At 62.3% G+C, this 24349-nt stretch carries 17 protein-coding genes and 1 pseudogene; 12 read left to right on the top strand and 6 right to left on the bottom strand.

Annotated features, from left to right (window positions below; all coding sequences use genetic code 11):
• Positions 1 to 92: 92 nt before the first annotated feature.
• The gene (locus EI171_RS02815) at positions 93 to 956 is read left to right on the top strand and encodes a hypothetical protein (RefSeq protein ID WP_231166616.1); all 864 of its coding nucleotides are present in this window, start codon (positions 93 to 95) and stop codon (positions 954 to 956) included.
• Positions 957 to 1169: 213 nt separating this feature from the next.
• Here the strand turns inward: EI171_RS02815 and EI171_RS02810 are convergent, their stop codons facing one another.
• Positions 1170 to 3419 (bottom strand): ABC transporter substrate-binding protein, encoded by a 2250-nt coding sequence (locus EI171_RS02810; protein WP_161532550.1) that lies wholly within the window; start codon positions 3417 to 3419, stop codon positions 1170 to 1172.
• A gap of 559 nt (positions 3420 to 3978) precedes the next feature.
• Between EI171_RS02810 and EI171_RS02805 the strand changes: the two genes are divergently transcribed.
• Positions 3979 to 5007: a hypothetical protein gene (locus EI171_RS02805; protein WP_161532549.1), complete on the top strand. Its 1029-nt coding sequence runs from the start codon at positions 3979 to 3981 to the stop codon at positions 5005 to 5007.
• A gap of 119 nt (positions 5008 to 5126) precedes the next feature.
• On the opposite strand, the pseudogene EI171_RS02800 reads toward EI171_RS02805, so the two are convergent.
• Positions 5127 to 5291, bottom strand: a pseudogene (locus EI171_RS02800) (JAB domain-containing protein); the annotation flags it as partial.
• A gap of 214 nt (positions 5292 to 5505) precedes the next feature.
• Here EI171_RS02800 and EI171_RS02795 point away from each other — a divergent pair.
• Entirely contained in the window at positions 5506 to 6258 is a 753-nt protein-coding gene (locus EI171_RS02795; protein WP_161532548.1) for a hypothetical protein, read from the top strand.
• 71 nt (positions 6259 to 6329) lie between these two features.
• Here EI171_RS02795 and EI171_RS45360 read toward each other — a convergent pair whose 3' ends face one another.
• On the bottom strand, positions 6330 to 6548 hold the full coding sequence (locus EI171_RS45360; protein WP_161532547.1) for a helix-turn-helix domain-containing protein: 219 nt from the start codon (positions 6546 to 6548) through the stop codon (positions 6330 to 6332).
• A gap of 606 nt (positions 6549 to 7154) precedes the next feature.
• Here EI171_RS45360 and EI171_RS02785 point away from each other — a divergent pair.
• From EI171_RS02785 to EI171_RS02755, 7 genes are all read left to right on the top strand, one after another.
• A complete protein-coding gene (locus EI171_RS02785; RefSeq protein WP_161532546.1) occupies positions 7155 to 8852 on the top strand; it encodes a DUF262 domain-containing protein in 1698 nt (565 codons plus the stop codon).
• A gap of 230 nt (positions 8853 to 9082) precedes the next feature.
• Entirely contained in the window at positions 9083 to 10279 is a 1197-nt protein-coding gene (locus EI171_RS02780) for a DUF932 domain-containing protein (RefSeq protein WP_161532545.1), read from the top strand.
• A 173-nt stretch (positions 10280 to 10452) separates the two neighbouring features.
• Positions 10453 to 12597: a ParB/RepB/Spo0J family partition protein gene (locus EI171_RS02775; RefSeq protein WP_161532544.1), complete on the top strand. Its 2145-nt coding sequence runs from the start codon at positions 10453 to 10455 to the stop codon at positions 12595 to 12597.
• Positions 12560 to 13216 (top strand): hypothetical protein, encoded by a 657-nt coding sequence (locus EI171_RS02770; RefSeq protein ID WP_161532543.1) that lies wholly within the window; start codon positions 12560 to 12562, stop codon positions 13214 to 13216. The genes EI171_RS02775 and EI171_RS02770 overlap by 38 nt, the downstream gene beginning before the upstream one ends.
• Before the next feature lie 88 nt (positions 13217 to 13304).
• Positions 13305 to 17636, top strand: a complete 4332-nt coding sequence (locus tag EI171_RS02765) for a strawberry notch family protein (RefSeq protein ID WP_161532542.1) — start codon at positions 13305 to 13307, stop codon at positions 17634 to 17636.
• Positions 17636 to 18694: a toprim domain-containing protein gene (locus tag EI171_RS02760; RefSeq protein WP_161532541.1), complete on the top strand. Its 1059-nt coding sequence runs from the start codon at positions 17636 to 17638 to the stop codon at positions 18692 to 18694. Before EI171_RS02765 ends, EI171_RS02760 begins: the two co-directional genes overlap by 1 nt.
• 328 nt (positions 18695 to 19022) lie before the next feature.
• Positions 19023 to 19952, top strand: coding sequence for a DUF2493 domain-containing protein (locus EI171_RS02755; protein ID WP_161532540.1), 930 nt, complete (start codon positions 19023 to 19025; stop codon positions 19950 to 19952).
• A gap of 30 nt (positions 19953 to 19982) precedes the next feature.
• Here EI171_RS02755 and EI171_RS02750 read toward each other — a convergent pair whose 3' ends face one another.
• The 3 genes from EI171_RS02750 to EI171_RS02740 form a co-directional block, all read right to left on the bottom strand.
• Positions 19983 to 21242: a HEPN/Toprim-associated domain-containing protein gene (locus EI171_RS02750; protein WP_161532539.1), complete on the bottom strand. Its 1260-nt coding sequence runs from the start codon at positions 21240 to 21242 to the stop codon at positions 19983 to 19985.
• Positions 21243 to 21348: 106 nt separating this feature from the next.
• Positions 21349 to 21693 carry a hypothetical protein gene (locus tag EI171_RS02745; protein ID WP_161532538.1) on the bottom strand — a complete coding sequence of 115 codons (345 nt, stop codon included), beginning with the start codon at positions 21691 to 21693 and terminating at the stop codon, positions 21349 to 21351.
• A 113-nt stretch (positions 21694 to 21806) separates the two neighbouring features.
• Positions 21807 to 22511, bottom strand: a complete 705-nt coding sequence (locus EI171_RS02740; RefSeq protein ID WP_161532537.1) for a hypothetical protein — start codon at positions 22509 to 22511, stop codon at positions 21807 to 21809.
• Between the two features lie 568 nt (positions 22512 to 23079).
• On the opposite strand from EI171_RS02740, the gene EI171_RS44580 reads away from it, so the two are divergent.
• Together EI171_RS44580 and EI171_RS02735 are read left to right on the top strand one after the other, a co-directional pair.
• Positions 23080 to 23244, top strand: a complete 165-nt coding sequence (locus EI171_RS44580; protein ID WP_202633098.1) for a hypothetical protein — start codon at positions 23080 to 23082, stop codon at positions 23242 to 23244.
• Between the two features lie 159 nt (positions 23245 to 23403).
• Positions 23404 to 23838: a hypothetical protein gene (locus EI171_RS02735; protein WP_161532536.1), complete on the top strand. Its 435-nt coding sequence runs from the start codon at positions 23404 to 23406 to the stop codon at positions 23836 to 23838.
• Positions 23839 to 24349: the final 511 nt, after the last annotated feature.

Raw genomic sequence — 24349 nt, 5'->3', positions numbered from 1 at the left:
CCGGCGTCGCGGGGTTGACGGCGGCCGGCGGTTGACTTGGCGGGGAGGGGTGAGCATCGGCCGCGGGCCGCCATCCCGGGGTGGTGGATCGCATGACTATCCGATCTCGCATGTGCCGGCTTCTGATCGCCGTCATCGCAGCGGGCGATCTCGTCGGAGCCGGGTCCGCCCGCGCGCAACAGATTCCAGCCGACGAACCCGCGTTTACGGCTTTCGTGGCCGAGCGCATCCGCGCCGAGATTCGTGACACCCCTGTCGTGATCAAGGGGCCGCTGACGCTTTCGATCGGCCCTCTGCAAGCCAACCTCGATCGCATCTACGCCTTCTGCAAGACCAACACGGGCGCCTGCAGCAAGGAGATCGGCACCTATGTCAGCGGCGTCGTGGCAACGACAAGCAATCGGAATGATCCTCCCACCAGAGCAGCGCTGCGCGTGGTCGTGCGCTCGGCCGATTACATGCGGCAGGCGCTTCGGGAGGTCGATGCGCGCGGTCCGGCCCTGACGCGGCCTCTGGCAGAGGGGCTGGTGATCGTCCCGGTGCTGGATTCGCCGCGGACGATACGGGTGTTCAATGACAAGGATCGTGCTGCGCTCGGCCTGACGCCGGACCAGGTCTTCGACATCGCCATCGCCAATCTGCGCAGCAGCATGAAGCCGCTCGCGACCGCCGCAAAGGCGGTCCCATCAGGACAATTCGGTACGCTGAAGGGAGACTACTATCAGACCAGCCGGCTTGCGCTGATCGACAGCTGGGCGCCGCTCGCGCAGGCCCAGGGTGGCGTCCTGATCGTGGCGGCGCCGTCGGCCGATCTCGTGCTCTATGCAAGCGAAGACAGCGGCGCCGCGCTCGACGCGCTGCGGACGCTCGCCAGGAACGTCATGGCGCGCGCGCCGAAGCCGCTTTCCGCCGCGCTGCTGCGCTGGACGCCGAAAGGGTGGCAACTGGTTCGGTGAGATGGCCTGAGAGCCATGCGGCCGATTCAGCGGCAGGCACTGATAAGATAGGCGGGACTTCCTCTCAATCCGCCGCCACGATTTGGAGCCCTGGATCAACCGCATCCCGCGCAAGCTCGCATGCCCGCTTCTACCGACGATGATGTGGTCGTGCACGGCGATGCCGAGCGGCCTGGCGATGTGTGGCGGGCCGGCGAGGTATCCACGCTTGCCTCACACGGCATAACGCCGGAAGAGCACGACGATGATAGCGAGCACCGTCCCGGCATAAATGATCTGTGCTACGTGATCCGAAACAACAGCGACGCGCTTTCGGCCCGCGTCCCGAAGTTTTTCATGTCTGTAGCCCGCCAACATCGCCATCAGGCATAGTACGAAGAAGATGTAGAACATCTCTTCGACCACCACCGTGTATCCGACATCGCCGATCTGACTGTTCACCGCTACGAGCAGCACCGCGCTCGCCAGGATCGAGGTCACTGGGATCGTCACGCGTTCACGAAACATGGTTTCGGGAAAGAACAGCGTGGCGAATACGACGAGCACGAGCAGAAACAGCGGCAGTAGGTTCTTCAGCATGTAGATGGCGGAGCTGCGGCGCAGCATGATGGCCGCATCGAAGCCTGCGAATTCCGTCCTTGCCTCGGCACCAAACAAAGGCGCCTTTCCGAGCGTCGATCCGCTGGACAGCGATTCGACGAAATAGTTCAGCCCGAGAAATCGCCAGAGCGGAAGTCCGGAATAGGCCCCGTCCTCGGCCCGCGAGCTTCCGTCGTCGGCGAGGCGCAAGCCGAACCGATCGATGACATAGGTGACGAGTTCCCGCCGCTGTTCCGTGTTCTGAAAAAGTAGATGCAATTGCTGCGTGTCGAATGGATAATCATGGAGATCGAAATGGGCCTTGAAATCGCCGTTGATGCGATAGAGCCGGTAGCTCAGGCCGTCTTCGTGTCCAGCCTGAATCGGTCGAGCTGGATCGAACGCCCCGCGATCCAGCGATGCCGGGAATTCGACGTGCGTCTGCGCATCATCGTCGCCAGCGAATCGCATCCAGAGATAGAAGTCGACGTTGAACGAATTTTGCTTCACGTCGATCCGGCTGACGCGAATGATGTCGATGCCGGTATAGACGACGCGCTGAATCCAGTAGCGCCGATCCTCGAACGCGATGACATGGCCCTTCTCCTGTTCCGCGGCGAGATCGATTCCATCAGGCTGATCGATGCGCACGAGTTGCTGCGGCGCCGTGACGAACCGACCGTAATGGAAGAAACCCATTCGGATCGGGCGCGGAATGTCGCGGTTCGCGTTGAAATAGAGCCGCCCCGTCAGCCCGACGACCGCCGACTTCGGACTGTCGATCGCGGCCAGTGCGGCGCGCACCCGGTCGCGATCCGCAACCTTGCTGTCGGATCGTTTCTGAATCCCCTGCCCCATAAACCGGTGATGTACGGCAGCTCGTTTCAGCGCATCGATCATCAGGCGCGCGGCGTCATACGCGCCGCCGGCAACCCAGCTTGGCGAGGTTCCCGCTTTCGCCTTGTAGTCGACGGCAAAGGCCTGCGCCGCCACGCCTGCGCTGTCGAACATCAGCGATGAAGCAGCATACAGATTCTCGCTGAAGAAACCCGGATGCAATTTTTCCTCGGGCTCGTTGGCGAAATTCTGCAAATAGCTTTCGCGGGCCGCGCCTTGGGATGCGATGATCGTTCCCTTGATGCCGTGGCGGCGCAGCGCCTTGACGATGTCTGGGCTAAAATCGGGTGCCGCGCCGACGACGATAACGCCGGGTCCGGGCTCCTGCGCGGCAGCGGCTAGCGTCCCATCCATCGATCCGATCTGACCGGCTGCGACGTCCAGTCCGAACACGTGCAACTGCTCCGCCGGATAGGCCGCGGCAAATCCATGCTCAAAACTCTTGCCGTAGGAATCGCGCGTGTGAACAAGACGGACTTTTGGCTCCTTCATCACGGCGCGCAGATGTTCCGCGATCGAGCGCGCCTGCGCGGAGACTGGCGCCAACGCACGAAAATAGTAATCATTGGTGGATGTCAGATCGTCGGCAGCCGCGCTTCCCGTGAGCGCCGGAATCCGCGCATCCTTATATAACGGCGCTGCCGCGAGCGAAGCGGAGCTGAGATAATGGCCGAGCACAGCGACGCATGGGCTGTCGGCGATCGCCTGCGCGTTCGCGCGCGCCACGGCTGGATCGCTTGCGTCGTCGAACAGAACGAGTTCAATTAGCCGTCCGTTGACGCCACCCTTGGCGTTCACCTCGTCGATTGCAAGCTGCGTCGCGACCAGGCTTTCCGTCCCGGCCGGGGCGGACGGTCCAGAGAGCGAATTGGCGAACGCGATGCGAATAGGCTCCGGGCGGGTCCAGAGGATGGCGGCCCAGGCGACGGCGAGCACCAGGGCGACGCCCGCAACAACGGCAAGCCACATTATAAGCCGCTGCTTCATCGTCGATCCTCGCATCGATCGGCATAAGCCGAGATTCTCCAGATCGAGGCCTCAATCAGGCCGAGATTGCCGCCGCTGAGAGCGTTTTTCAAGCCCGCCCCATCGTCACCGGCAAGATCTACGACTACTCAAGGCGGATGAAGGAAAGTGCGTGGTGCCGGAAGTCCGGGCCGTCGGCCGTGGCCTCGGTCATTCACATACCCGGCCTGACACCGCGCGCATTCGCCGGATCGCTCGGAACGGCTTTCGTTCTGGCCGTGGAGCGCGGCCGATGAGGCGTTTGATTGAACGGACCTCAATGAAGCGTTCCGCCACTTCTCTGATGGGCCAGAAGCGGACATTGATTGGCCTTCCGCGTTCTCCGCAAAGCGGAGTAGGCTACGCCTACTGCCGTCCGTGCCCAATTGTTGCGGAGGGACTGCCATGAAACTTCGCCGCCGAAATTTTCTGCATCTCGCCGCGGGGGCCGGCCAGATGGTGTTCCCGCCGCCGAAGGAGGCTCTCATTCCGCGCGCAAAATTTCGCGTTGACGGACCGAACTAAGACAGGAGAACCAGACATGGCCGCTTTTCAAGAGGTTTTCCGCCGCTCCGGCATCGATGAGCGCCGCAGCCCGCCGGGCATGGTGGTGCCGTTCGGCGGCTCCAACATCGTGGCGCTGATCGATCCCGGAAGAAAGCTCAAAGTCGATCCTAACGCCCATGCCCTCGGGATCAAGGAGATCGATGGCGCCGATACCCTTAGACGCGTAATGCAAGCCAGAGACACCTTCTCCGAACCCGATATCGATCCGCAGCTCAGGGCGGCGTCACTTCCCACCACCTTCAATGGCGATGCACGGTTTTTCGAAATCAATGGCCGGATTAAGCCGATTGGCTTTCCCGGCCTGGAGGTGGTGGCCCGGTCGGCCGGCCGGAAGATCGAAGCCAAGCTCCATGTCGTCGTGCTGCCGGAAATCAAGATCAAGGTGGCGTTCCGTAACGTCATGGTTCCGGGGAGTGGCGGCGCTCCGGCGTTTCACGCCAAGAAGCCTTGCAACGAGCAAGATGAATTGCTGACGATGAACAATATATGGAGGCCGCAGGCCAACATCCGCTTCGAGCGGGTGCCAAGCGACTGGCTGGTCATCGACGACTCGCAGGCTGCCGTCAAACAGGACCTCGCCAGTGCGACTGGCATGAAGGATGCGAGCCTAGCGACCTTTCCCGATGTGATCGACGTCGAAAAACTGAAGGGCTTCTTCGTCAAACACAAAGTTCAGGGCGCCCATCTAACCATTTTTTGCGTCGATAAGGTTTGGTCCAATGGCGGCCCCGCCAATGGCTCATTTGCTCGATCGCTGGACCTTGCCTTCATCAGCTCGCAACGCGGGCCTAACACGTCTGCCCATGAATCCGGCCATTTTCTCGGCTACTACTCGAAGAGCGCGAGCAAACCTTGGGACAGCCAAGGCCACACGCTGGAGACCGATCCGAAAACCGGAAAAGAAAACAGGGCGGAAGACATCAAGATGCTGATGCGCGGGGGAGGCGCCGGGTGGAAAATTCCGTTTAATCTCGTCAAGGAGTTCCGCGACTTCCCCGGCTAGCATCCGAAGATCAGACAGAAGCTGGAAATCACTCCAGACGTTGAATGTCGCCTTGGGTCAGTCGCGTCGTTTTGCGAAGTTCGCGGTAAGGTCCGCTTTAGCCCCGAGAGCCGACGTCGTCAGATCAGCTTCATCCCCTTCAAGCTGGAATGCCCGTTCTTGCCGACGATGATGTGGTCGTGCACGGCGATGCCGAGCGGCCTGGCGATGTCGATGATCGCTTTCGTCATCTGGATGTCGGCCTGCGAGGGCGAGGGATCGCCGCTAGGGTGGTTGTGCATGACCGTGCTGGTTCAATTATGTACATGGATACGCTAGCTTTTTATGCATGCCACCAGTGGCAGGGGACGCAGACTGGGGACGGTAAGTCGTGAGCCGGCGTGATGATCACGGTTGCACACGCTCGAGAATGTAACGCAGATTTGGAGCTATAGCGATCACGATCCGAATCATGGTCGGTGCCTTCCTGGTCTTCGTACTTGCTCGCGGACACGCTCGATGATCTTGGCAAACAAGCAGCCCTCAAAGGCACGTGTGCGTCGTCAGCTCAAACTCCGCGTCGAGTTGATCCCGAAACCGCTCGCGAAACTGAATCTACGATCGAGCGAAGGCATCGGAAAGGCACGATGGGATAAACTCCGCCGCGGGCTCGTCAAGCTACGGGGCGCCTGCTGCGAAATTTGCGGGTCGACAGGGCCGCGACTTCAAGCTCACGAAGTCTGGAACTATCGAGAAAATGGAAGCGCTGGGACCGCAACGCTGCTGCGTATCGAGATCGTTTGCATCGATTGCCACGACATCCATCATTGGGTGCGGACGACGATATTGCTAGAGGAAAGAAAGATCACAGCCGAACGATACAAGTATCTCAGGAGGCATTTCCGAGTGATCAATGATTGTCGTCAGCAGGTATTCGACGACCACCTTCTGAAAAGCGCGCGAATATGGAAGCGTCGATCTAAGAAGGAATGGACGATTGATTGGGGAGAGTTTGAGTCTCTCGTCGAGCAAGTTAAAGAAGCGCGGGATCTGTGGGCCAAGCGCAATCCCGATAACGGCGAATACTTCAATGTCCGCCCCGGACATCACATGCCGAGCCGATGTCCCAAGTGCGGCGCTATCGGGAAGCTGGCGCCTATCGAGGTTGACCAAGACGAAATGAGCGAAGGCGAAGAAGTAGAATACGAAGCCGGGATGTGGGGCTACGCCTTCTGCGGGGCATGCCAGTCAAACGTCTTTTGGCAGGTCTAGCGGCCAACGAGAATTGGCGGACATTCGGACAAGGGAGGTCTTCCTCCAGGTTGGCGAGGATGACTGCCGCGTTAAGCTCCCACGCTAGGTCCTTTCGACGCACTACAGATCACAAGGTTTTTCCGATCCCATGCGTCAAGTTCGTCCAGCGGGTATAAGACGGCTTTGCCGATCTTAACGTATGCAGGCCCGAGTCGCATCGCGCGCCAGTTCCGCAGCGTGCCCACTGTCACCTCGCCACGGTATCGTGTAGATACTTCTTCGGGCGTGAGGAATTTGGCGTCTGACATTCGTATTCTCCATCACTCTGCCGCACGACACAGCACGGTCGAAATGGCCGAGATGTTGACACCCGGAGTAACGGAAGAAAACGGTATTCTCGATAAGCTAGCGTAGCTCGTATCAAATTCGGACGACTTGGCGCGCCGGCCGTCGCTGAACATCGCAGGATGGAGTGACGGAGCGTAGTAAAAATACTTGCGCCTCGCGGTCCCAAGTTCACGAAGTCGAGGATGCTGAAGGTTGTCCGATGATGCGCTGGCCAGGACTGGCGGCGGTAGCTCAAGTATCCGTTACTAGGTGACGTTGTGGCGGTCAATCTTAACGAGAGGCGTGACGGTGTTGGCCAGTCCCGCAGCGATGTTCGCAACCGACACCGGGCGATCGCGACGACCTTGGTCGGCTGGTCGACTAGCGCTTGGAGCAGATGTCCGCTGCCGATTTCGTCGGCCTGCGGTCACGGTAAAACTCCAACTGGGTGACTTCATCCAGGGTGAAAGCTCTCGGATCAGCGACGCGCGGCAAGGGGCAGGCTCAAATCTGAGGACTTGTGGAATTGAGCCTCGACAACCATGGGTACTGGATGCCATGTTTCCTCCATTTAGAGAGAGGAAATAATGGCTTCACCACTTTCCGCGCACGAACAACCGATCTCAAAAATCTTCGGCGGAGACTACGTTTTCGAAATTCCCGGATTCCAGCGTCCCTACGCATGGACGGTTGAGCAGGCGCGCGATCTTCTTGATGACCTATGGGATGCTGCCAAGGCGAAAGACCCCGGAGAAGAGTATTCTCCCTATTTCCTGGGAAGCATCGTTTTGATCAAGCCCGAAACCGTCCCCGACTGCCAAGTGGTGGACGGTCAACAGAGGCTGACAACGATCACTCTTCTTCTTTCAGCCATTCGCGCAAACTTATCAATGGACGAAGGCCGCGACATCACCCAGCTCATCTATGAAAAAGGCAGTCAGATCTTGGGGACGCAGGATCGATTTCGTCTGGCCCTGCGATCACGAGACCTAGAATTCTTTCAAACCTACGTCCAACGCGAAGGGGGCTTCGCCAAGCTCATCGCCCTCGGCGAGCAAAATTCTGATAGTCGCCAAAACCTTCGCCGCAACGCTCTTTATTTTGACGAGCGGCTTAAGCAGATGACGGTCGCGGAGCGCTTGACCCTCGCACAATTCATGGTCACGCGCTGCTTCCTCGTTGTTGTCTCGACCCCGGACCTTGACTCTGCGTATCGCATCTTCTCGATTCTAAATAGCCGTGGACTACCACTCGCACCTGGCGACATTTTAAAGGCCGAGATTGTCGGTGCGATCGAGGACAGCCAACGGAACTCCTACACCAAGAAATGGGAAGATCTGGAAGAGTCTTTGGGACGCGATCAGTTCAGTGAGCTTCTCAGCCTCATTCGCATGATCTATCGCAAAGCGAAGCCGAAAGGCACGGTCCTCAAAGAGTTCCGCGAACATGTTGCGCAAGCTTACAAACCCAAGCAACTGATCGATGATGTCATCGTTCCCACCGGCGAGGTCTTTGCTGAATTGACCGATTCCGCTTACGTCAGCTCGGAAAAGGCGGAAATCGTCAACGAGCATTTGAAGTGGTTAAACCGCCTCGAATTTAACGATTGGCTACCGCCCGCCTTGGCCTTTGCCGTGCGCCACCGCAGCCAGCCTAAGAAAATGGAGACGTTCTTCCGGGACTTGGAGCGCCTTGCGTATTCCATGTTGATCCGTAAGAGCAGTATCAATGACCGCATAGAGAAATTCTCTCGGCTCACCAAGGAAGTCGAGAGCGGTGATGATTTGGCAAGCGAGAAATCCGCGCTACGGCTTTCGCAGGCCGAACAGGCAGCGACGTTCAAAGTTTTGAGCGGACCTCTATACGATACACTAGCCGCTCGCGCCCGGTCCGCTGTGTTGCTTCGTCTGGACGCATTGATGTCCGGCGGTGGCGCAAGTTACGACTACGATACCATCACCGTTGAGCACGTGATGCCGCAGAATCCGAAGGCAGACAGCAAGTGGATCGAGTGGTTTCCGGACGCGCAGAAGCGCCTCGACATCGTTCACTCGCTCGGAAATTTGGCCCTTCTGACGAGGAAGAAAAATGCCTCGGCCAGCAATTGGGACTTCGATCGCAAGAAAAAGGCGTACTTCGCAAAAGACGGTGTGTCGCCGTTCGTGTTGACGACGCAAGTTTTGGAGCACAACGATTGGACTCCTTCCATCGTTGCCGCTCGCCAAAAGCAGCTTTGCGATAAGCTCGAGACGCATTGGCGTCTGCAAAACCGTAAAGCGACTTGATCCACCAGAGCTCGACCGGCGTCGCGTAGACGTCGATCCGACTTCCTTAACTCCGACGTTACGCCGTGAGGGGAAAGCCTTCCCCTGCGCCCGAGCCTTGGGTCTCGGCCGACCCCTTCTGCGGGGATACCCCGCAACGCCCCCATTAGAGTGAGAGGGCGGGCGGGCTTCGCTGTGACAGGTTGAAGAACGGAGGAGAGGCCTTCCGGCGCCTGTCGTGGAGATGACCCATGACCCAAGTCGAAGTTTTTAGCGCTGGCCGCGACCATGCCGGCGGCTACAAGGTGGACGTGACCCGCGGGACGCGTGTCGGCCGAGTGTCGTCGGAATGGTTCTCGCGGCCAGCGGACGAGCGCTATCTGTCACTGGCGGACCTCTATGCCGCGGTGCGTGGACGGACCGAGCGAAGCCGGACCCGAACGGTCGAGAGCGCTGCGATCCGGGTTGAGGCCAGTCGCGACAATGCCGAGCGTCTGTCGCTGATCCTACCCGGCTCTGACACGCCGATTGCATCGACCCACTGGAGTTTCGGCCAACTCGCCGGCCTGGTCGGAGCGCCAGCGGCCTACCTCCGCCAGCTTCCGGCACCGCTGGCCGGCATCAATCTGCAGTACGGCTTGACCTCCCATTCCGCCGAGCAGGTGAAGACGCTCGAGATCGAAGACGGTCGCGTCGAGCTTCGCGCGGTTACGGGCCCCGAATATGGCCGAATTTTCGACGACGAACTCGTCGCCGCTGTTCAGCTCATCGCGGGCAATGGCACGGGAGACACGCGCTGGAAGGTGCCGGGCGTGCACAACTGGTCGACCGGTGTCTATAACCCGCACGTCGACATTACACAGGACACAACGACGCTCTACGCGTCCGACCGCGATGTCTTCCTGTTCCTGGTCGACGATCTCAACCCGATCGAGGCCGGCCGTTTGGCCGACGGCTCGCCCGACCTTTATTTCCGCGGGTTCTATTGCTGGAATTCCGAGGTGGGAGCGAAGACGCTCGGCATGGCGAGCTTCTATCTCCGCGCCGTCTGCCAGAACCGCAATCTCTGGGGCGTCGAGGATTTCGAGGAGATCACCATTCGTCACTCCAAATACGCCGCCTCTCGCTTTGCCCACGAGGCGGCGCCGGCGCTGGCCAGCTTTGCCAATTCATCACCGATGCCATTTGTCAATGGCATCAAGGCGGCGCGAGAAACGATCGTCGCCCGCACCGACGACGATCGCACCGAGTTTCTCCGCAAGCGCGGCTTCTCGAAGGCCGAGACAGCGAAAATCCTCGAAAGGGTGCTATCGGAGGAAGGGCGCAAGCCCGAGAGCGTGTTCGATTTCGTGCAAGGCATTACGGCGGTTGCGCGGGGCAAGACCCATCAGGACGCGCGACTCGATCTGGAGGCGCGTGCGAAGAAGCTGCTCGACCGCGTAGCCTGATACCCGGAAAGCCGGATACACGGAACGGCGTGTCTCCGGCTTCGTGCCTTTCCGTCTTTCCTGATCATCGACGCGCGGCGCTGCCCTTGAGAGGAAGAGGGCGGCGCTGCGCTTTGTGACGGGTTGGAGGTCCCAGAGAGAGTCTTTGGGCCGCCCGTCGCGGAGTATCACCCATGGCAACTGCCGTTCAGAAGATCACCCTGTCGTCCTCGCGCGACATCCCCTTCAATAAGCTGGTGCTCAGCCAGTCGAACGTTCGGCGTGTGAAGGCCGGCGTCTCCATCGAGGAGCTGGCCGAGGACATCGCCCGTCGTACCTTGCTCCAAAGCCTCAATGTCCGGCCGGTCCTCGACGCCGAAGGTGCCGAGACCGGCATGTTCGAGATCCCGGCCGGCGGACGGCGCTATCGGGCGCTGGAGCTGCTGGTGAAGCAGAAGCGCCTGGCCAAAACCGCGCCGGTGCCTTGTGTTGTGCGCGATCCCGCGACCACCATCCTCGCCGAGGACGACTCGCTGGCCGAGAATATCCAGCGCGCACCGCTGCACCCGCTCGACCAGTTCCGGGCATTCATGGCTTTGCGCGAGAAGGGGCAGTCCGAGGAGGAGATCGCCGCCGCGTTCTTCGTTTCGGTCAACGTGGTGAAGCAGCGCCTGCGGCTCGCCTCGGTCTCGCCCGTGCTGCTCGAGGTCTATGCCGACGACGGCATGTCGCTCGAGCAGCTCATGGCCTTCACCGTCACCGCGGATCATGGACGACAGGAACAGGTCTGGCAGGCGATCTCCGGTTCTTGGCAGAAGGAGCCCTATCAGATCCGCCGCATGCTAACGGAGAAGACGGTGCGCGCGTCCGACCGGCGCGCCGTGTTTGTCGGCCTCGACGCCTACGAGGCGGCCGGTGGTGTGGTGCTGCGCGATCTGTTCCAGTCCGACGACGGCGGCTGGCTTGAGGACATTGCTCTGCTCGACCGTCTGGTCGCTGAGAAGCTGAAGGCGGAGGCCGAGACGATCGCCGCCGAAGGCTGGAAGTGGATCGAGCTCGCCATTGAGTTTCCCTACGGCCATGCTCGTGGCTTGCGCGAACTGGACGGCGTGTCTGCTGATCTCTCGGCCGAAGAGCACGGGACCATCGACGCCCTCAAGGCCGAATATGCCAGGCTCGAAGCCGAGTATGACAGCGTGGATGAGCTGCCCGACGAGGCTGACCAACGGCTTGGCGAGATCGAGACGGCCCTCGCCGCCTTCGAAGAGCGGCCCGTCATCTATCAGCCGGCCGACATCACCCGCGCGGGCGTGTTCGTTAGCATCGATGCCGAAGGTGTGCTGTCGGTCGATCGCGGCTACGTCCGGCCCGAGGACGAAGTGCCCACAGCCGAGCCAGAGCCGAACAGCGATGGCGAACCCGCCGCCCCGGCGCTAGACGGCGCCGAGCCGTCAGCGCCGGCTATCCAGCGCGCCGTCATCACCATCGGCGGGCAGGTTGCTGAGCCCGAGGACGAGGATGACGATGCGGTCAAGCCGCTGCCGGACCGCCTGCTGACCGAGCTCACGGCGGAGCGGACTTTGGCGCTGCGCGATAAACTGGCGACCATGCCGTCGGTCGCCTTCCAGGCGGTGCTGCACAAGTTCTGCCTCGACGTCTTCTCCCGCTATTCCTCCTATGGAACGGCGATGGAGATCTCCTTGCGCAGCGCCAGCTTCCCGGCGCAGGCGCAGGGTTTGAAGGATATGCCGGCGGCCAAGGCGATCGACGCGCGCCACAAGACCTGGGAGGAGCGTCTGCCGAAGGACAAGGCCGATCTCTGGGACTGGCTCACGGGTCTCACCGGCGACGAGCAGGCGGCGCTCTTTGCGCACTGCGCCTCGTTCGGCGTCAACGCGCTTTACGAGAAGGGCGACCGCTACGGCGGCGGCGTCACTCCGCACATGGTCGAGCAGCGGATCGCTGAGGCCGATCGCATTGCCCGTGCCGTCGACCTCGACATGGTGGCGTCCGGTTGGCGCCCGACCGTCGAAAACTATCTCGGCCGCGTGCCGAAGCGCCGCATCCTAGAGGCAGTGCGGGAAGGCGCCGGCGAGCGGGCCGCCCAGCTCCTCGATCATCTGAAGAAGGGTGACATGGCCAAGGAGGCCGAACGCCTCCTGGCCGAGACCGGCTGGCTACCGGAGCCCTTGAGAATGACCGACGTCGGCCAGGTTGCGACCACCGACGCCGCGGAGCCCGAGGGGGGTGACGAGGCGCTGCCGGAATTCCTCGCCGGGGACGACGAGGAAACTCCGGCCGATGATGCGGACGAGCCTCACATGGTCGCTGCCGAGTAGAAGCGCTGGCTGGGGCGACGAGCTTCGCCCCAGCCTGTTTTTACGCGCTGCGAGCCACCCGCGGATGCACTCGCAAGCCGTCGATCCAGATCGCGATCCTGCCGGCGGCGACGAGACCGGAGGTTTCCGCTACGAACCGCCGTACCGCCCGCGTGCTGATGACTTCGAAGCGGTGTCGATAGCCTTGGGCTACGGCGCGATCGGTAAAGCCCTTCAAAGCAGCACGTCCCGCCGCTTCCTGGATCTCAAACTGAACCCTCCACCGCGTACGCCGCGGCCGAACATCATCGAGCACTTCGACGCTGATACGGTGCTTGCTCCCGCCGCGAACGGTGACTGGTTCGATCTTCTTGGTGGGAAACTTCAGAATTTGAGCCATCAAATCGTCCTTCATTGTGCGAAGCGGTTCGATGGTCTTGTCGGGGCTCGTGAACCGCATGCCGAGACCCGCGCCCTGCGCAAAAAAGCGCGGGGGCAGGTCAGCGGCAGCCTGTTGACCAGGCCGTTCAGCTCTTGGGGCGTGCGCCACAAGCGGTTCTTGCTGCGCGAGCGCAGCGACCCTGACACGGCTCAAGTAATCTCGTGCCTGCAACGTTTCAAGGCATCGGGCAGAGAGTGAGAGGCGGGCCAGGACGGGTTTGAGCCGGTCCGATCCGAGAGAGAGCGCCGGCCGGCTCACCCGTTCCCGCTCTCCCGAGTTTTCTGTCATGAATGACTTTTCTCCGATCGCGGCCGAACAGGCCGCGCCGATCTCGCCTGTCCGCGCTCCCGAGGATGCCAGCATCGTCATCGCTGCGGCGGAGCAACTCCTGCCGCATCTCGAGCGTGGCCGACGCATCGACGCCGCAATTCTACGCGCCGCCATGGAAGCGGCCTTCGGCGCATCCGATGCGACCGGTGCCTGGGATTGGAAGTTGGCATACGACGCCTGTGAGGCCGCCACCGTCCTGTTCCTGCGCAAATACGGAAAGGCGCTCTTCCGCAAAGCCGACTCGCCGGCTTTACGACTTTCCGCTCTGGACAAGATCGCGGGGCTTCTGCCGACGCACACGCGCCGCTCTGCCGAGAGCGAGACTTTCCAGCAGTTCTCGACGCCGATCCCGCTCGGCCTGGCTGGACTGACCGCGGCCGCCCTCACGGCGGCGGATCGCGTGCTCGAGCCGTCCGCAGGCACTGGGCTGCTCGCCATCTTCGCCGAGATCGCCGGCAGCGGTCTCGTGCTGAACGAACTGGCCGAGACCCGCGCCGTGTTGCTCTCGTCCCTCTTTCCGGCCATTTCCGTCACGCGCTTCGACGCGGCTCAAATCGATGATCACCTCGATCCCGCCGTCGTCCCGAGCGTCGTGCTGATGAACCCGCCGTTCTCGGCGATGGCGAACGTTTCCGGCCGGATGGCCGACACGGCGTACCGTCACATCGCCTCGGCCCTGGCGCGTCTCGCCGACGGCGGCCGGCTGGTCACGGTCACCGGCGCCAACTTCTCACCCGAAGACTCAGCCTGGCGCGACGCTTTCGTCCGGTTGCAGGAACGCGGCCGGGTCGTGTTCACCGCCGCAATCGCTGGCCCCGTCTATGCCAAGCATGGCACCACGATTGAGACGCGCCTGACTGTCATCGACAAGGTGCCGGCCGATCACCCGAACGCATTCCCGAAGTCGCCGGGAGTGGCGCCCAACGTCGCGACGCTGCTCCGGTGGATCGGCGAGCACGTTCCAGCTCGCTTGCCAGTCGCCTCGACTGGCGCACTTCCGATGTCAACCTCGTCAGCGCCTCGCACCGTGCGCGGCTATCTCGTGCGAGCCGCCGCACAGTCGGCTAAGGCGTCGGTCGCCGATCCCGAAGCCGTCGACCTTGCCTATGAGACGATCGATTGGACGCCGCCCGAGGGCGCGCGCCTCAGCGACGCCATCTACGAGGAATACCGGCTCCAATCGATCCGGATCCCCGGCGCGCAGGCGCACCCGACCAAGCTGGTGCAGTCGGCCGCGATGGCCTCGGTCGCGCCGCCGAAGCCAAGCTATCGGCCACGCCTGCCGGCCAATCTCGTTAGCGACGGCATCCTGTCCGATGCCCAGCTTGAGACGGTCATCTATGCCGGTGAGGCGCACGGTAGTTATCTCGCCGGCGCCTGGACGGTGGACGAGACCTTCGACCTCGTCACCGCCGCGCGCGATGACGCACCTAACGCCGTCCGCTTCCGTCGAGGCTTCATGCTCGGCGATGGCACCGGCGCCGGCAAGGGCCGCCAATCTGCCGGCATCATTCTCGACAACTGGCTGCAGGGCCTGTGCAAGGCGGTCTGGATATCGAAGTCCGACAAGCTGCTCGAGGACGCGCAACGCGACTGGTCGGCGCTCGGCATGGAGCGTCTGCTGGTCACGCCGCTCTCGCGCTTCCCTCAAGGGTACGAGATCCCCTTGGCCGAAGGCGTCCTATTTTTAACCTACGCTACGCTGCGGTCCGACGACCGCGGCGAGAAGCTTTCGCGCGTCCGCCAGATTGTTCAATGGTTGGGCTCCGACTTCGACGGCGTCATCATTTTCGACGAGAGCCATGCCATGCAAAATGCCGGTGGCGGCAAGAGCGAGCGCGGCGATGTCGCGCCCTCGCAGCAGGGCCGTGCGGGCTTGCGCCTGCAGCATGCGCTGCCCAATGCCCGCGTCGTCTATGTCTCGGCGACCGGCGCCACCACCGTCCACAATCTCGCCTACGCCCAGCGCCTCGGCCTCTGGGGCGGCGACGACTTCCCGTTTGCCACGCGCGCAGAGTTCGTTGAGGCGATCGAGGAGGGCGGCGTTGCGGCGATGGAGGTGCTCTCCCGCGACCTTCGCTCGCTCGGCCTCTACACTGCTCGCTCGCTTTCCTACGACGGCGTCGAATACGAGCTCGTTGAGCACCAGCTTACTGTCGAGCAGCGGCGCATCTACGACGCCTATGCCGGCGCCTTCAGCGTCATCCACAATCACCTCGACGCGGCGATGCAGGCCGCCAACATCACCGGCGAGACCGGCACGCTCAATCGTCAGGCTAAGTCGGCCGCACGCTCTGCCTTCGAGTCGGCCAAGCAGCGCTTCTTCGGCCATCTGCTCACCAGCATGAAGACGCCGACCCTGGTCCGCTCGATCGAGCGGGACCTGACCGAGGGCCATGCCGCCGTCATCCAGATCGTGTCGACCGGCGAGGCGTTGATGGAACGGCGGCTCGCCGAGATCGCACCTGAGGAATGGAACGATGTCCGCGTAGACATCACGCCGCGCGAGTACGTGCTGGATTACCTCGCCCATTCCTTCCCGGTGCAGCTCTATGAGCCCTTCACCGACGCCGAAGGCAATCTCTCGTCTCGACCCGCCTTTCGCGACGGTCAGCCCGTCGAGAGTCGGGAAGCCGTCGCCCGCCGCAACGAGCTCATCGAGCGCCTCGCGTCACTTCCGCCCGTTCCCGGCGCGCTCGACCAGATCGTGCAGCGTTTCGGCACGGACCTCGTGGCGGAAGTGACCGGACGTTCGCGCCGCGTGGTGCGCAGGGGTGACCGCCTTGCCGTCGAGAACCGGGCCGCCTCGGCCAATCTGGCCGAGACCGCCGCCTTCATGGATGACATGAAGCGCATCCTCGTCTTCTCGGAAGCCGGCGGCACGGGCCGCAGCTACCACGCCGAACTCTCGGCGCGGAATCGCCGGCTTCGGGTTCATTATTTGCTCGAGCCGGGTTGGAAAGCTGATGCCGCGATCCAGGGGCTCGGCCGGACGAACCGCACTAATCAGGCGCAGCCACCCCTGTTCCGCCCCATTGCGACCGACGTGAAGGCGGAGAAGCGGTTCCTCTCGACCATTGCGCGACGGCTCGACACGCTGGGCGCCATCACGCGCGGCCAGCGCCAGACCGGCGGCCAGGGCCTGTTCCGGCCCGAGGACAATCTTGAGAGCCACTACGCCCGAGATGCGCTGCGCCAGCTCTATCTGCTGCTCGTGCGCGGCAGGGTGGAGAGTTGCTCGCTCCAGATGTTCGAAGACACCACGGGCTTGAAGCTCATGGATGCGAACGGCATCAGGGACGAACTGCCGCCGATCACCACGTTCCTGAACCGGCTGCTCGCGCTGACCATCGACCTGCAAGGTGTGCTGTTCACAGCCTTCGAGCAGTTGCTGAACGCCAAGGTCGAGGGCGCCATCGCCAGCGGCGTCTACGATGTCGGCCTTGAGACACTCCAGGCCGAGAGCTTCGTCGTCACCGATCGGCGCTCGATCTACACGCACCCCGCGACCGGCGCGGAAACCCGGCTGCTCACGATCACCGAACGCCGGCGCAATCGACCCGTGACGCTGGATGAAGCGCTCGATTATCTCGCCGATCCTCGGGCGGTGCTGCTGGTCAACGAGCGCTCGGGGCGCGCCGCGGTGCAGATTCCCGCGCCGAGCCTCATGCTCGATGACGGCGAGATCGAACGCCGCGTGCGGCTGATCCGCCCCATGGAGCACCATCATGCTTCAGTGAAGATGATGGACGAGAGCCACTGGCAGCCTGCGGATCGCGAGACATTCACCGCAGCATGGAACGGCGAAGTCGTCGACGTGCCCGAGTTCGCCGAAAGCACCCTCAACATCGTCGCCGGCCTGCTGCTGCCGATCTGGAAGCGGCTTCCGAACGAGTCGACTCGGGTCTATCGGCTTCAGGCCGATGATGGCGAGCGCATCATCGGCCGCAGGGTCTCGGCAGCCTGGGCGGCGAACGCTTGCGCGACCGGCACCTGCAGCTTGACGCCACACGAAGCGTTCTCGGCGCTGATGGAGGGGCACGCCGTGCTCGACCTCGCCGAGGATCTGCAACTGCGTCGTGTCCGCGTGATGGGCGCCCATCGCATCGAACTGTCCGGCTTCACCGATACGATGCGTGACCGGTTGCGCGCATACGGCCTCTTCAGCGAAATCATCTCGTGGAAGCTGCGCATGTTCGTGCCATCAGATGCGACCGGCGCCGCCGTGTTGGCAAAGGTGCTCGACCACTATCCGATCGTGCGCATCGGCGAGCGGGAGGCCGCCTGATGGCCCGCGACAACGCCTCCGAACTGGCCCGCCGTCTTGCGCGTGACGCCGAGGCCGTGTGCCGCCATTACCTGTCCAACGGGCGGCGCCAGGGCCGATATTGGACGGTGGGCGACGTCCGAAATACGCCCGGTCGCTCGATGTTCGTCCGGCTCAAGGAATCGGCGAAGGGACCCGCGGGCAAATGGACCGATGCCGCCTCGGCCGAACATGGCGATCTCCTCGACGTGATCCGCGAGAGCTGCGGTTTCACTGACTTTCGCGAAGTCGTCAATGAGGCACGACGTTTTCTCAGTCTGCCGCGACCAGAACTGGAGCCTGAGCCGAATCGCCGGTCGAGAAAATCGGCCGTGCCCCTCGGATCGCCAGAGACGGCGCGGCGACTCTTCGGCATGTCGCAGTCGATCGCGGGCACACTCGTCGAAGCGTATCTCCGCAATCGCGGCATTGCGGCTTTGCACGAAACCGGAAGTCTGCGTTTTCACCCGCGTTGCTACTACCGGCCCGACGACCACAGCTCGACCGAGACCTGGCCGGCGATGATCGCCGCCGTCACCGATCTCTCCGGCCACCTGACCGGCGCGCATCGCACCTGGCTTGACCCCGACGGCTTCTGCGAGACGACGCTCGGCAAGGCGCGGATCGACACGCCGAAACGGGCGATGGGCGACCTGCTTGGTCACGCCGTTCGATTTGGCCTAGCCGGTGAGGTCATGGCGGCCGGCGAGGGCATTGAGACGATGCTGTCGCTCCGCAGCGTGCTGCCGGCAATGCCGATGGTCGCAGCCCTCTCGGCGGCGCATCTCTCCGCCTTTCTCTTCCCGGATACGCTCCGCCGGCTCTACATCGCTCGCGACGACGATCCTGCTGGTGACGGTGCCATGGCCACTTTGACCGATCGGGCGCAGGAGGCCGGGATCGAGGCGATCGTGATCTCGCCTCGGCTTGGCGACTTCAACGAGGATCTTCGCCTGCTCGGATTTGACGCGCTTCGGGCCGCGAGCCGCGTGCAGATCGCGGCGCAGGACGTCGCGCGCTTTATGGAGTTGGCGGCATAGCCGGAACGGGATGAGGGTGATGCGACGCCTCGTCTCTGCGGGGTCGGTGGTCCTGCTTCCCCTCGGCGCCGGAGAGGACCGCACCCACGGCCTTCTTAAGAGGGCGATCGGGCGGCAAACGGCCCGGACCGGCAACCTCGTGGGCCGACTATTTTCCGTCGGCGGCAGAGCCGCCTTTACATCGCGAGGCAAAATAGTCGGCCGCCTTCGGTCCTCCGCTCAGCTCCGGCCCTTCGCTGCGCTGCGGGTGCAAGTCCGTTCCGCCTGCCGCTTTCGTCGCCATGAAGGCCGCGCTGGGCGCGGTCGATTCCAGCGAGGGAAAGCCGCAATGACCACCGACCACGACAACGATTTCGAGCCGCAGCAGAGCTCATCCCCAACCGATCACGTCCTCCAGGAACTCCAGCTCTATGGCTACCGTCCCTTCCACGATGAGCCCGATCCCCGCAAGCTCCCCGAAGCACAAATCCTCGCCGGCAGCATCGCCGACATCTTCGATGCCCTGGTGGCGGCGCTGTCCGATACTCGTCTTGAACCCGACCTCGAGGACCTGCTCTGGTCGACGGTCAACCTCTTCCATCGCGCCATCGACAGGATCGAGCGCGAGCTCGACGACAACGAACTGGCGCAGCAGCGCTCGCAGCGGGAGCAGGACGGCAGCGAGGTCAAATCCGTCGATCTGGAGCGACTGACAGCGGAAGGGCAGACGCTGATCGAGCGACGCAACGCTCTCGAGCTGATGCGCGACCATGCCGCCGACGAGTTCGAACGCCACACCCATTCCGCCTGGCGCCCGCGCAACGGGTCGAAGGTCAACCACCGCAATCTGACGTCCGCCATGATCGACAGCCGCGATTTCCTGGCCGCTAAGAAGCGCGCGGATAATCAGGTGTTCCTGCCGCTCGGCCCAAAGGTCGCGCTGACCGGCGGTCTCGACTTCAACGATCACCGGCTAGTCTGGGCCAAACTTGACCAGGTGCACGCCAAGCATGCGGACATGGTGTTGCTACACGGCGGATCGCCCAAGGGCGCCGAGCTGATCGCCGCCAAGTGGGCCGACAATCGCAAGGTCCCGCAGATCGCCTTCAAACCGGACTGGACGAAGCACGCCAAGGCCGCTCCCTTCAAGCGCAACGACACGATGCTCCAGGAACTGCCGATCGGGGTCATGCACTTCCCTGGCACCGGCATTCAGGACAACCTCGCCGACAAGGCGAAAAAGCTCGGAATCCCGGTCTGGAAATTCGGCGGCGCGTGAGCGCTGCCGCAAATTTTCCGTTGACCCCACTCAAGCTACGCGACCGTGCAACTTTCGCTCTGCCACCTCGGCGGCCTTCTCGACGGCTGAAAAGATCATCGTCCACACCTCCACCAACTCGGGGAACGCGGCCCGCGCCTCGGCCGGGCTTGAACAATTTGCCACGGCGCGGAGGAATGAAGCTTCCACCTCAGCCTTACCCTCAATCTCGCCCTGATACGCTTGGGCGGTAGAATTGAAGCCGCTCCACCGCACTCTTCTGAACCCGCTACCCGCCATCAAGGAAGCACGGCCTAGATAAAGCTCGATACTGGCGGCCTTGCCATTGACGTCGACGACATGCTCACCTTGGGGACCAATAGTTGGGTAGCTGCGTGCAAGCTCCGTGTCGGGGAGTGTGACCGCCACCATGTTGTCTGGTAAGCCCAAGGTGTTCGCCTGCCGATGCGCCTGACGTCCCGCCGTATCATTATCGAACACGGCAACTAGTCGAAGCGGCGCCCGAGCCGCCGCGAATGCCTTTAGGAACTTCACGAGGTAAGCAGCGCCGCCGTCCACGCTGAGCTCGGCATGGTTGAAGAACGAAAAGTAATCTTGCAGCTCGGGAAACAGACCCGCGAGCGAACGCTGCAAGATCCGAATGTCCGAACTACCCTCGGCAAGGATGACCGTCGTTGCCAGAGGACGGGGGTCAAGGGGAGCGGAAGCCCTCTTCTCGTCGCAGATCTTGGCGCCCGGCTCGATCCACCCGCCGCCGATCAGCGCCGTAACGTCGAGAGTGACGCACTGCACTTCGGCGCAGGCATCCAACAAAGCCCGAAGGCTCATCAGGGATCCGTAGCCGTCGAACCAAAGCCAGCCCTCGCCATCGCGATCACGCATGTGACGATCGATCTCGTCTGTCGCCTCCTCGCGCGTGTAGAGCGTCGCGAGTACCTCGGGCGCCCGCCGATACCAATCCTCGACCGAGAATGAGCGCAGCGCGGTCGTCGTTTTCTCTGCCCAATCGCCATCGGCGCAGTATTCGTCCCAAGTCTCGCGCGTCGTTGCGAGCCAAGCCTCCAGCCGTTCCCGTGCTACAGTGGTCGTGCAGCCCAAGAGGTCCAAGCGTGACAGGACGACCGCTCGGGGCGCCTCGTAGACGACCTCGGGACTTTCCTCATCTTCATCGCGCGACGGCCTGACGACCCGGTCGCTTTCCTGGAATAGCGCGCAGAAATGATCGGGAACAACGGACTTCGCGCCACAGACTTCGGTCCTGTCGAAATAGATCTCACAGTAACTTCCCATCCATCGCCCCTACAGGCCAACCGCTAGCACGGTGGCGCCAAGCAGTGGGTTGCAACGCTATCCAACACTCCGGGACGGGTCGTCTGTTCAGACACGCTGCCCGTGTCTATTCGCGATCCGTTCCCATCGCAACCTCTGGGATGTATCCTAATTGCCGTTCCAGGGCGGCCAAAGTTAGGCGGGCAGACTCCAATTGCGCAGTCGCCTCCACCAGGGCGTTCTGCGCATCGTCGGACCGCGCAACTACTGCCGTGCCAGTCTCAAACAGGCCGTCCTTGAGATGCGCGGCCACTTCGCCTCGCATGGCACGATCCAAGCCAACGAGCGTGTTCATAAGCGCTCGGTGCGCGCAAGAGTCCTCTCGTTCTAGGTTTTCCACTCGTGTGAGCGCCTCGCGATATTGTCGTATCGCTGCAACAACTCTGCTTTCGAGATCGGTGTTACCGCTCACCCGCTCTTCTCCTCGCGAATCTCTAAGCAATTTGTGCAGGCCTGAACGAGCAAAAATTAGGCGGCTCGTAGGTGGTGGGAACGACGCCAAGGCGAGGTCATTCGCCTCGCAAATTAGGCGGGCTGGCGCCAGAACTGAGTGCTGTAATTGTTCAATCCGCGCGTATGCGCATCCATCGTCGCCTCAAATGTCTGCGGGATCTTATCTCCGTCACCGCCTTCCCTGAAATAGTCCCTGACCGAATAGAGCGCGCCTCTCATCAGATGTTGCCATGTTTCATACAACTCGGTCTGCCGATCCTGTTCCTGTTTGGCGGCGTTCGGCTTTCGCTTGGGGACAGGAGCCGTATAGTCGGGACGCAAATCTTCGTCATAGACAAACGTAATGCTGCCCAAAGTCCACTCGTCATCAACGGTCCGACGCCACCGATAGCTCACTCTGACACTCAGGCGTCTATCGAAGTGGTAAGGCGGCACGATCTGATCATCGATATAGAAGAGCTGTCCGTCCTTCTGTTCCGTATCCATGCGGCGCTTCATGGCCTCGACCGCGAAGGACAAATCACTGCCGGCTCGTCGGAGGGTGTGTTCTGTTTCCGCGCGCTTTCGCGGCGCCTTGGCCTCACGGTGTTTCGTCAAGGCCCGTTCAAAATAGTGAAGTTTTCTCGCGACGTAGGGGCCGCAGTTCGCGAGAGGGAGGCGGTGTAGATCACCCAATCGTTCCTCGCGGATCGCTTGGTCGATAAGCCTGTCCGCCTCGATGGTATCAATCGCCGCGAGGGCATCTTGTTGATCGCGGGGGATATTGATTTCTCCCATGCCTGGCATCCTCGTTCTTCCTGTTGAGCCTCGAATGTTCATGACGATCTCCGGCCTGCTGACGTAGGCGGGAGGTCAGCTACCGTAAGAATCGCAATTCCTCGATAGATAATATCAGGGCAAGCCTCTCAAATCGTAGGTCCCTTTTGCCGCGGTGATCACCGATGATGCTCAGCGAGTGGATGTCCGATTACGCTTTGCTTCTATCGAACGTCACAATCTGTGCATCGCATCGCTAGCCACGCATTCTGGAGTGCTGGAACCAGGTTCTCGCGTTTCCGGCATGGGCCTCAGGCGTAGACGCGATCAAGCTGCCGCACCTGGATATTCCACCGAGAGCCACGCAGGCCGACAGCCGGACTCCTGTCCGGCGAACACCACCCCGCTGCTTTGGCGCTGATCCTTGGTCCGGCCGCAGGCCTGACGCCATCAACCCGCAAGGGGTCGGCTTACGCTGAAGCGTGCCGCCGCTACGTCTTCGCCTGCGCGGTGATTGCGGCCCACGCCCGGACACATCGGGCGCCTGTCGCGCGGGGATGGTCCCCGCCTCAAAACAGGAGCCGGACCGATGTCTCAAGCCCTTGCCTTCGCCAACGCCTGGAACCTCGCCACCACTCTCATGGTCTGCGTCGTCATCTTCCGTACCGGCATCGGCGGATACGGCGTGATGCCCGCTGCCGAATACGACGGCGATCCTGCCGCGGTGATTCACGAATTCGATCCCTTCCAATGACGAAGGGGCGCTGTAGATCGTTGGCCTGTGAGCTGAGGTCCTATCGGATTTCTGCTCGCTGGCCGCCACCATTTGCGGCTATGCTGTCAGCTGCGCCGCGGTGGTGGTGGTGGAAGGCGCGACCGTTAGACCTTTGTCTATCTCACGGAGACCACCACCATGTTCGCTCTCGGACCACTCCTCGTCATTGTCGGCATCGGCTTCTTCTGCTGGCTACTGTTCACGCTTGCCGTCTTCGCGTTGCCATTCTTTGTCGGCCTCACCGTGGCCATGGGAGCCTTTCATTCCGGCGCCGGCGCCCTCGGCGGCATTCTCGTTGGCCTGGTTGCTGGCGGCGCGACCTTCTGGGTCGGCCGGCTCGCCCTGACCTTCCTACCGTGGACATGGCTTCGTGTGCTGATCATCATCCTCTTCGTCGCTCCGGCCACGGTCGCGGGATACAGCGCCACGTACGGGATCGCGCAAATGGCGATTCAGTCCGCGACTTGGCAGTTGATCTTCTCGGTCCTTGGCGCCGTTGCCGTGAGCATCACGGCGTGCGTCCGCTTCACGGCGATGACAACGCCGGGGCCAAGCGGGCGCGGCATGGCGTAGGGCTGACAGCCCTCACAGCAGCAGTGGTTTGGCCAGATCAGGCTTTCGCGACATGCGTCTCTTGCCACGACTGTGAGTGGGACGATGAGCGCGGTGAGGCCCTGATCGGAAGCAAACGCTCATGTTGATCCGCCCATCGGTGCAATGGCGGGCCCACGGCGAACTCGGGGTGAACGTGACCAACAAGCCCGGGATGAGCAGTGCGTCTCGGGGAGGGTCGTCGTGGCGACGCCTTTCTCGTCCTTCTCACATAGAGAGTTTTATCCGCCGTGGAACGTCTTGCCGGTCGCCGAAGGCAGCGCGACCGTCGCCACGTTCTCCTTGATGTCAGCTCTGCTTAGATCGAGCGCACCGAACGGCCTCTCCGATGGGTGGATCTGGCCGAAGGACGGCTAAAGCCTCGACCGCCTATGGCGCAACGGCGCCGATCGACTTTCTTCCCCTGCCGGCTGCGCCGCCATTCCTCGCGAAACAAGAAAGTCGTTCTGCTGCCATCCTCCGCTGGCGCTTC

Source organism: Bradyrhizobium sp. LCT2, assembly GCF_009931255.1.
In the GTDB taxonomy this organism is placed as follows: Bacteria; Pseudomonadota; Alphaproteobacteria; order Rhizobiales; family Xanthobacteraceae; genus Bradyrhizobium; species Bradyrhizobium diazoefficiens.
Note: the sequence above shows the minus strand (reverse complement) of the source record. Positions and strands in the feature narration are given on the sequence as shown.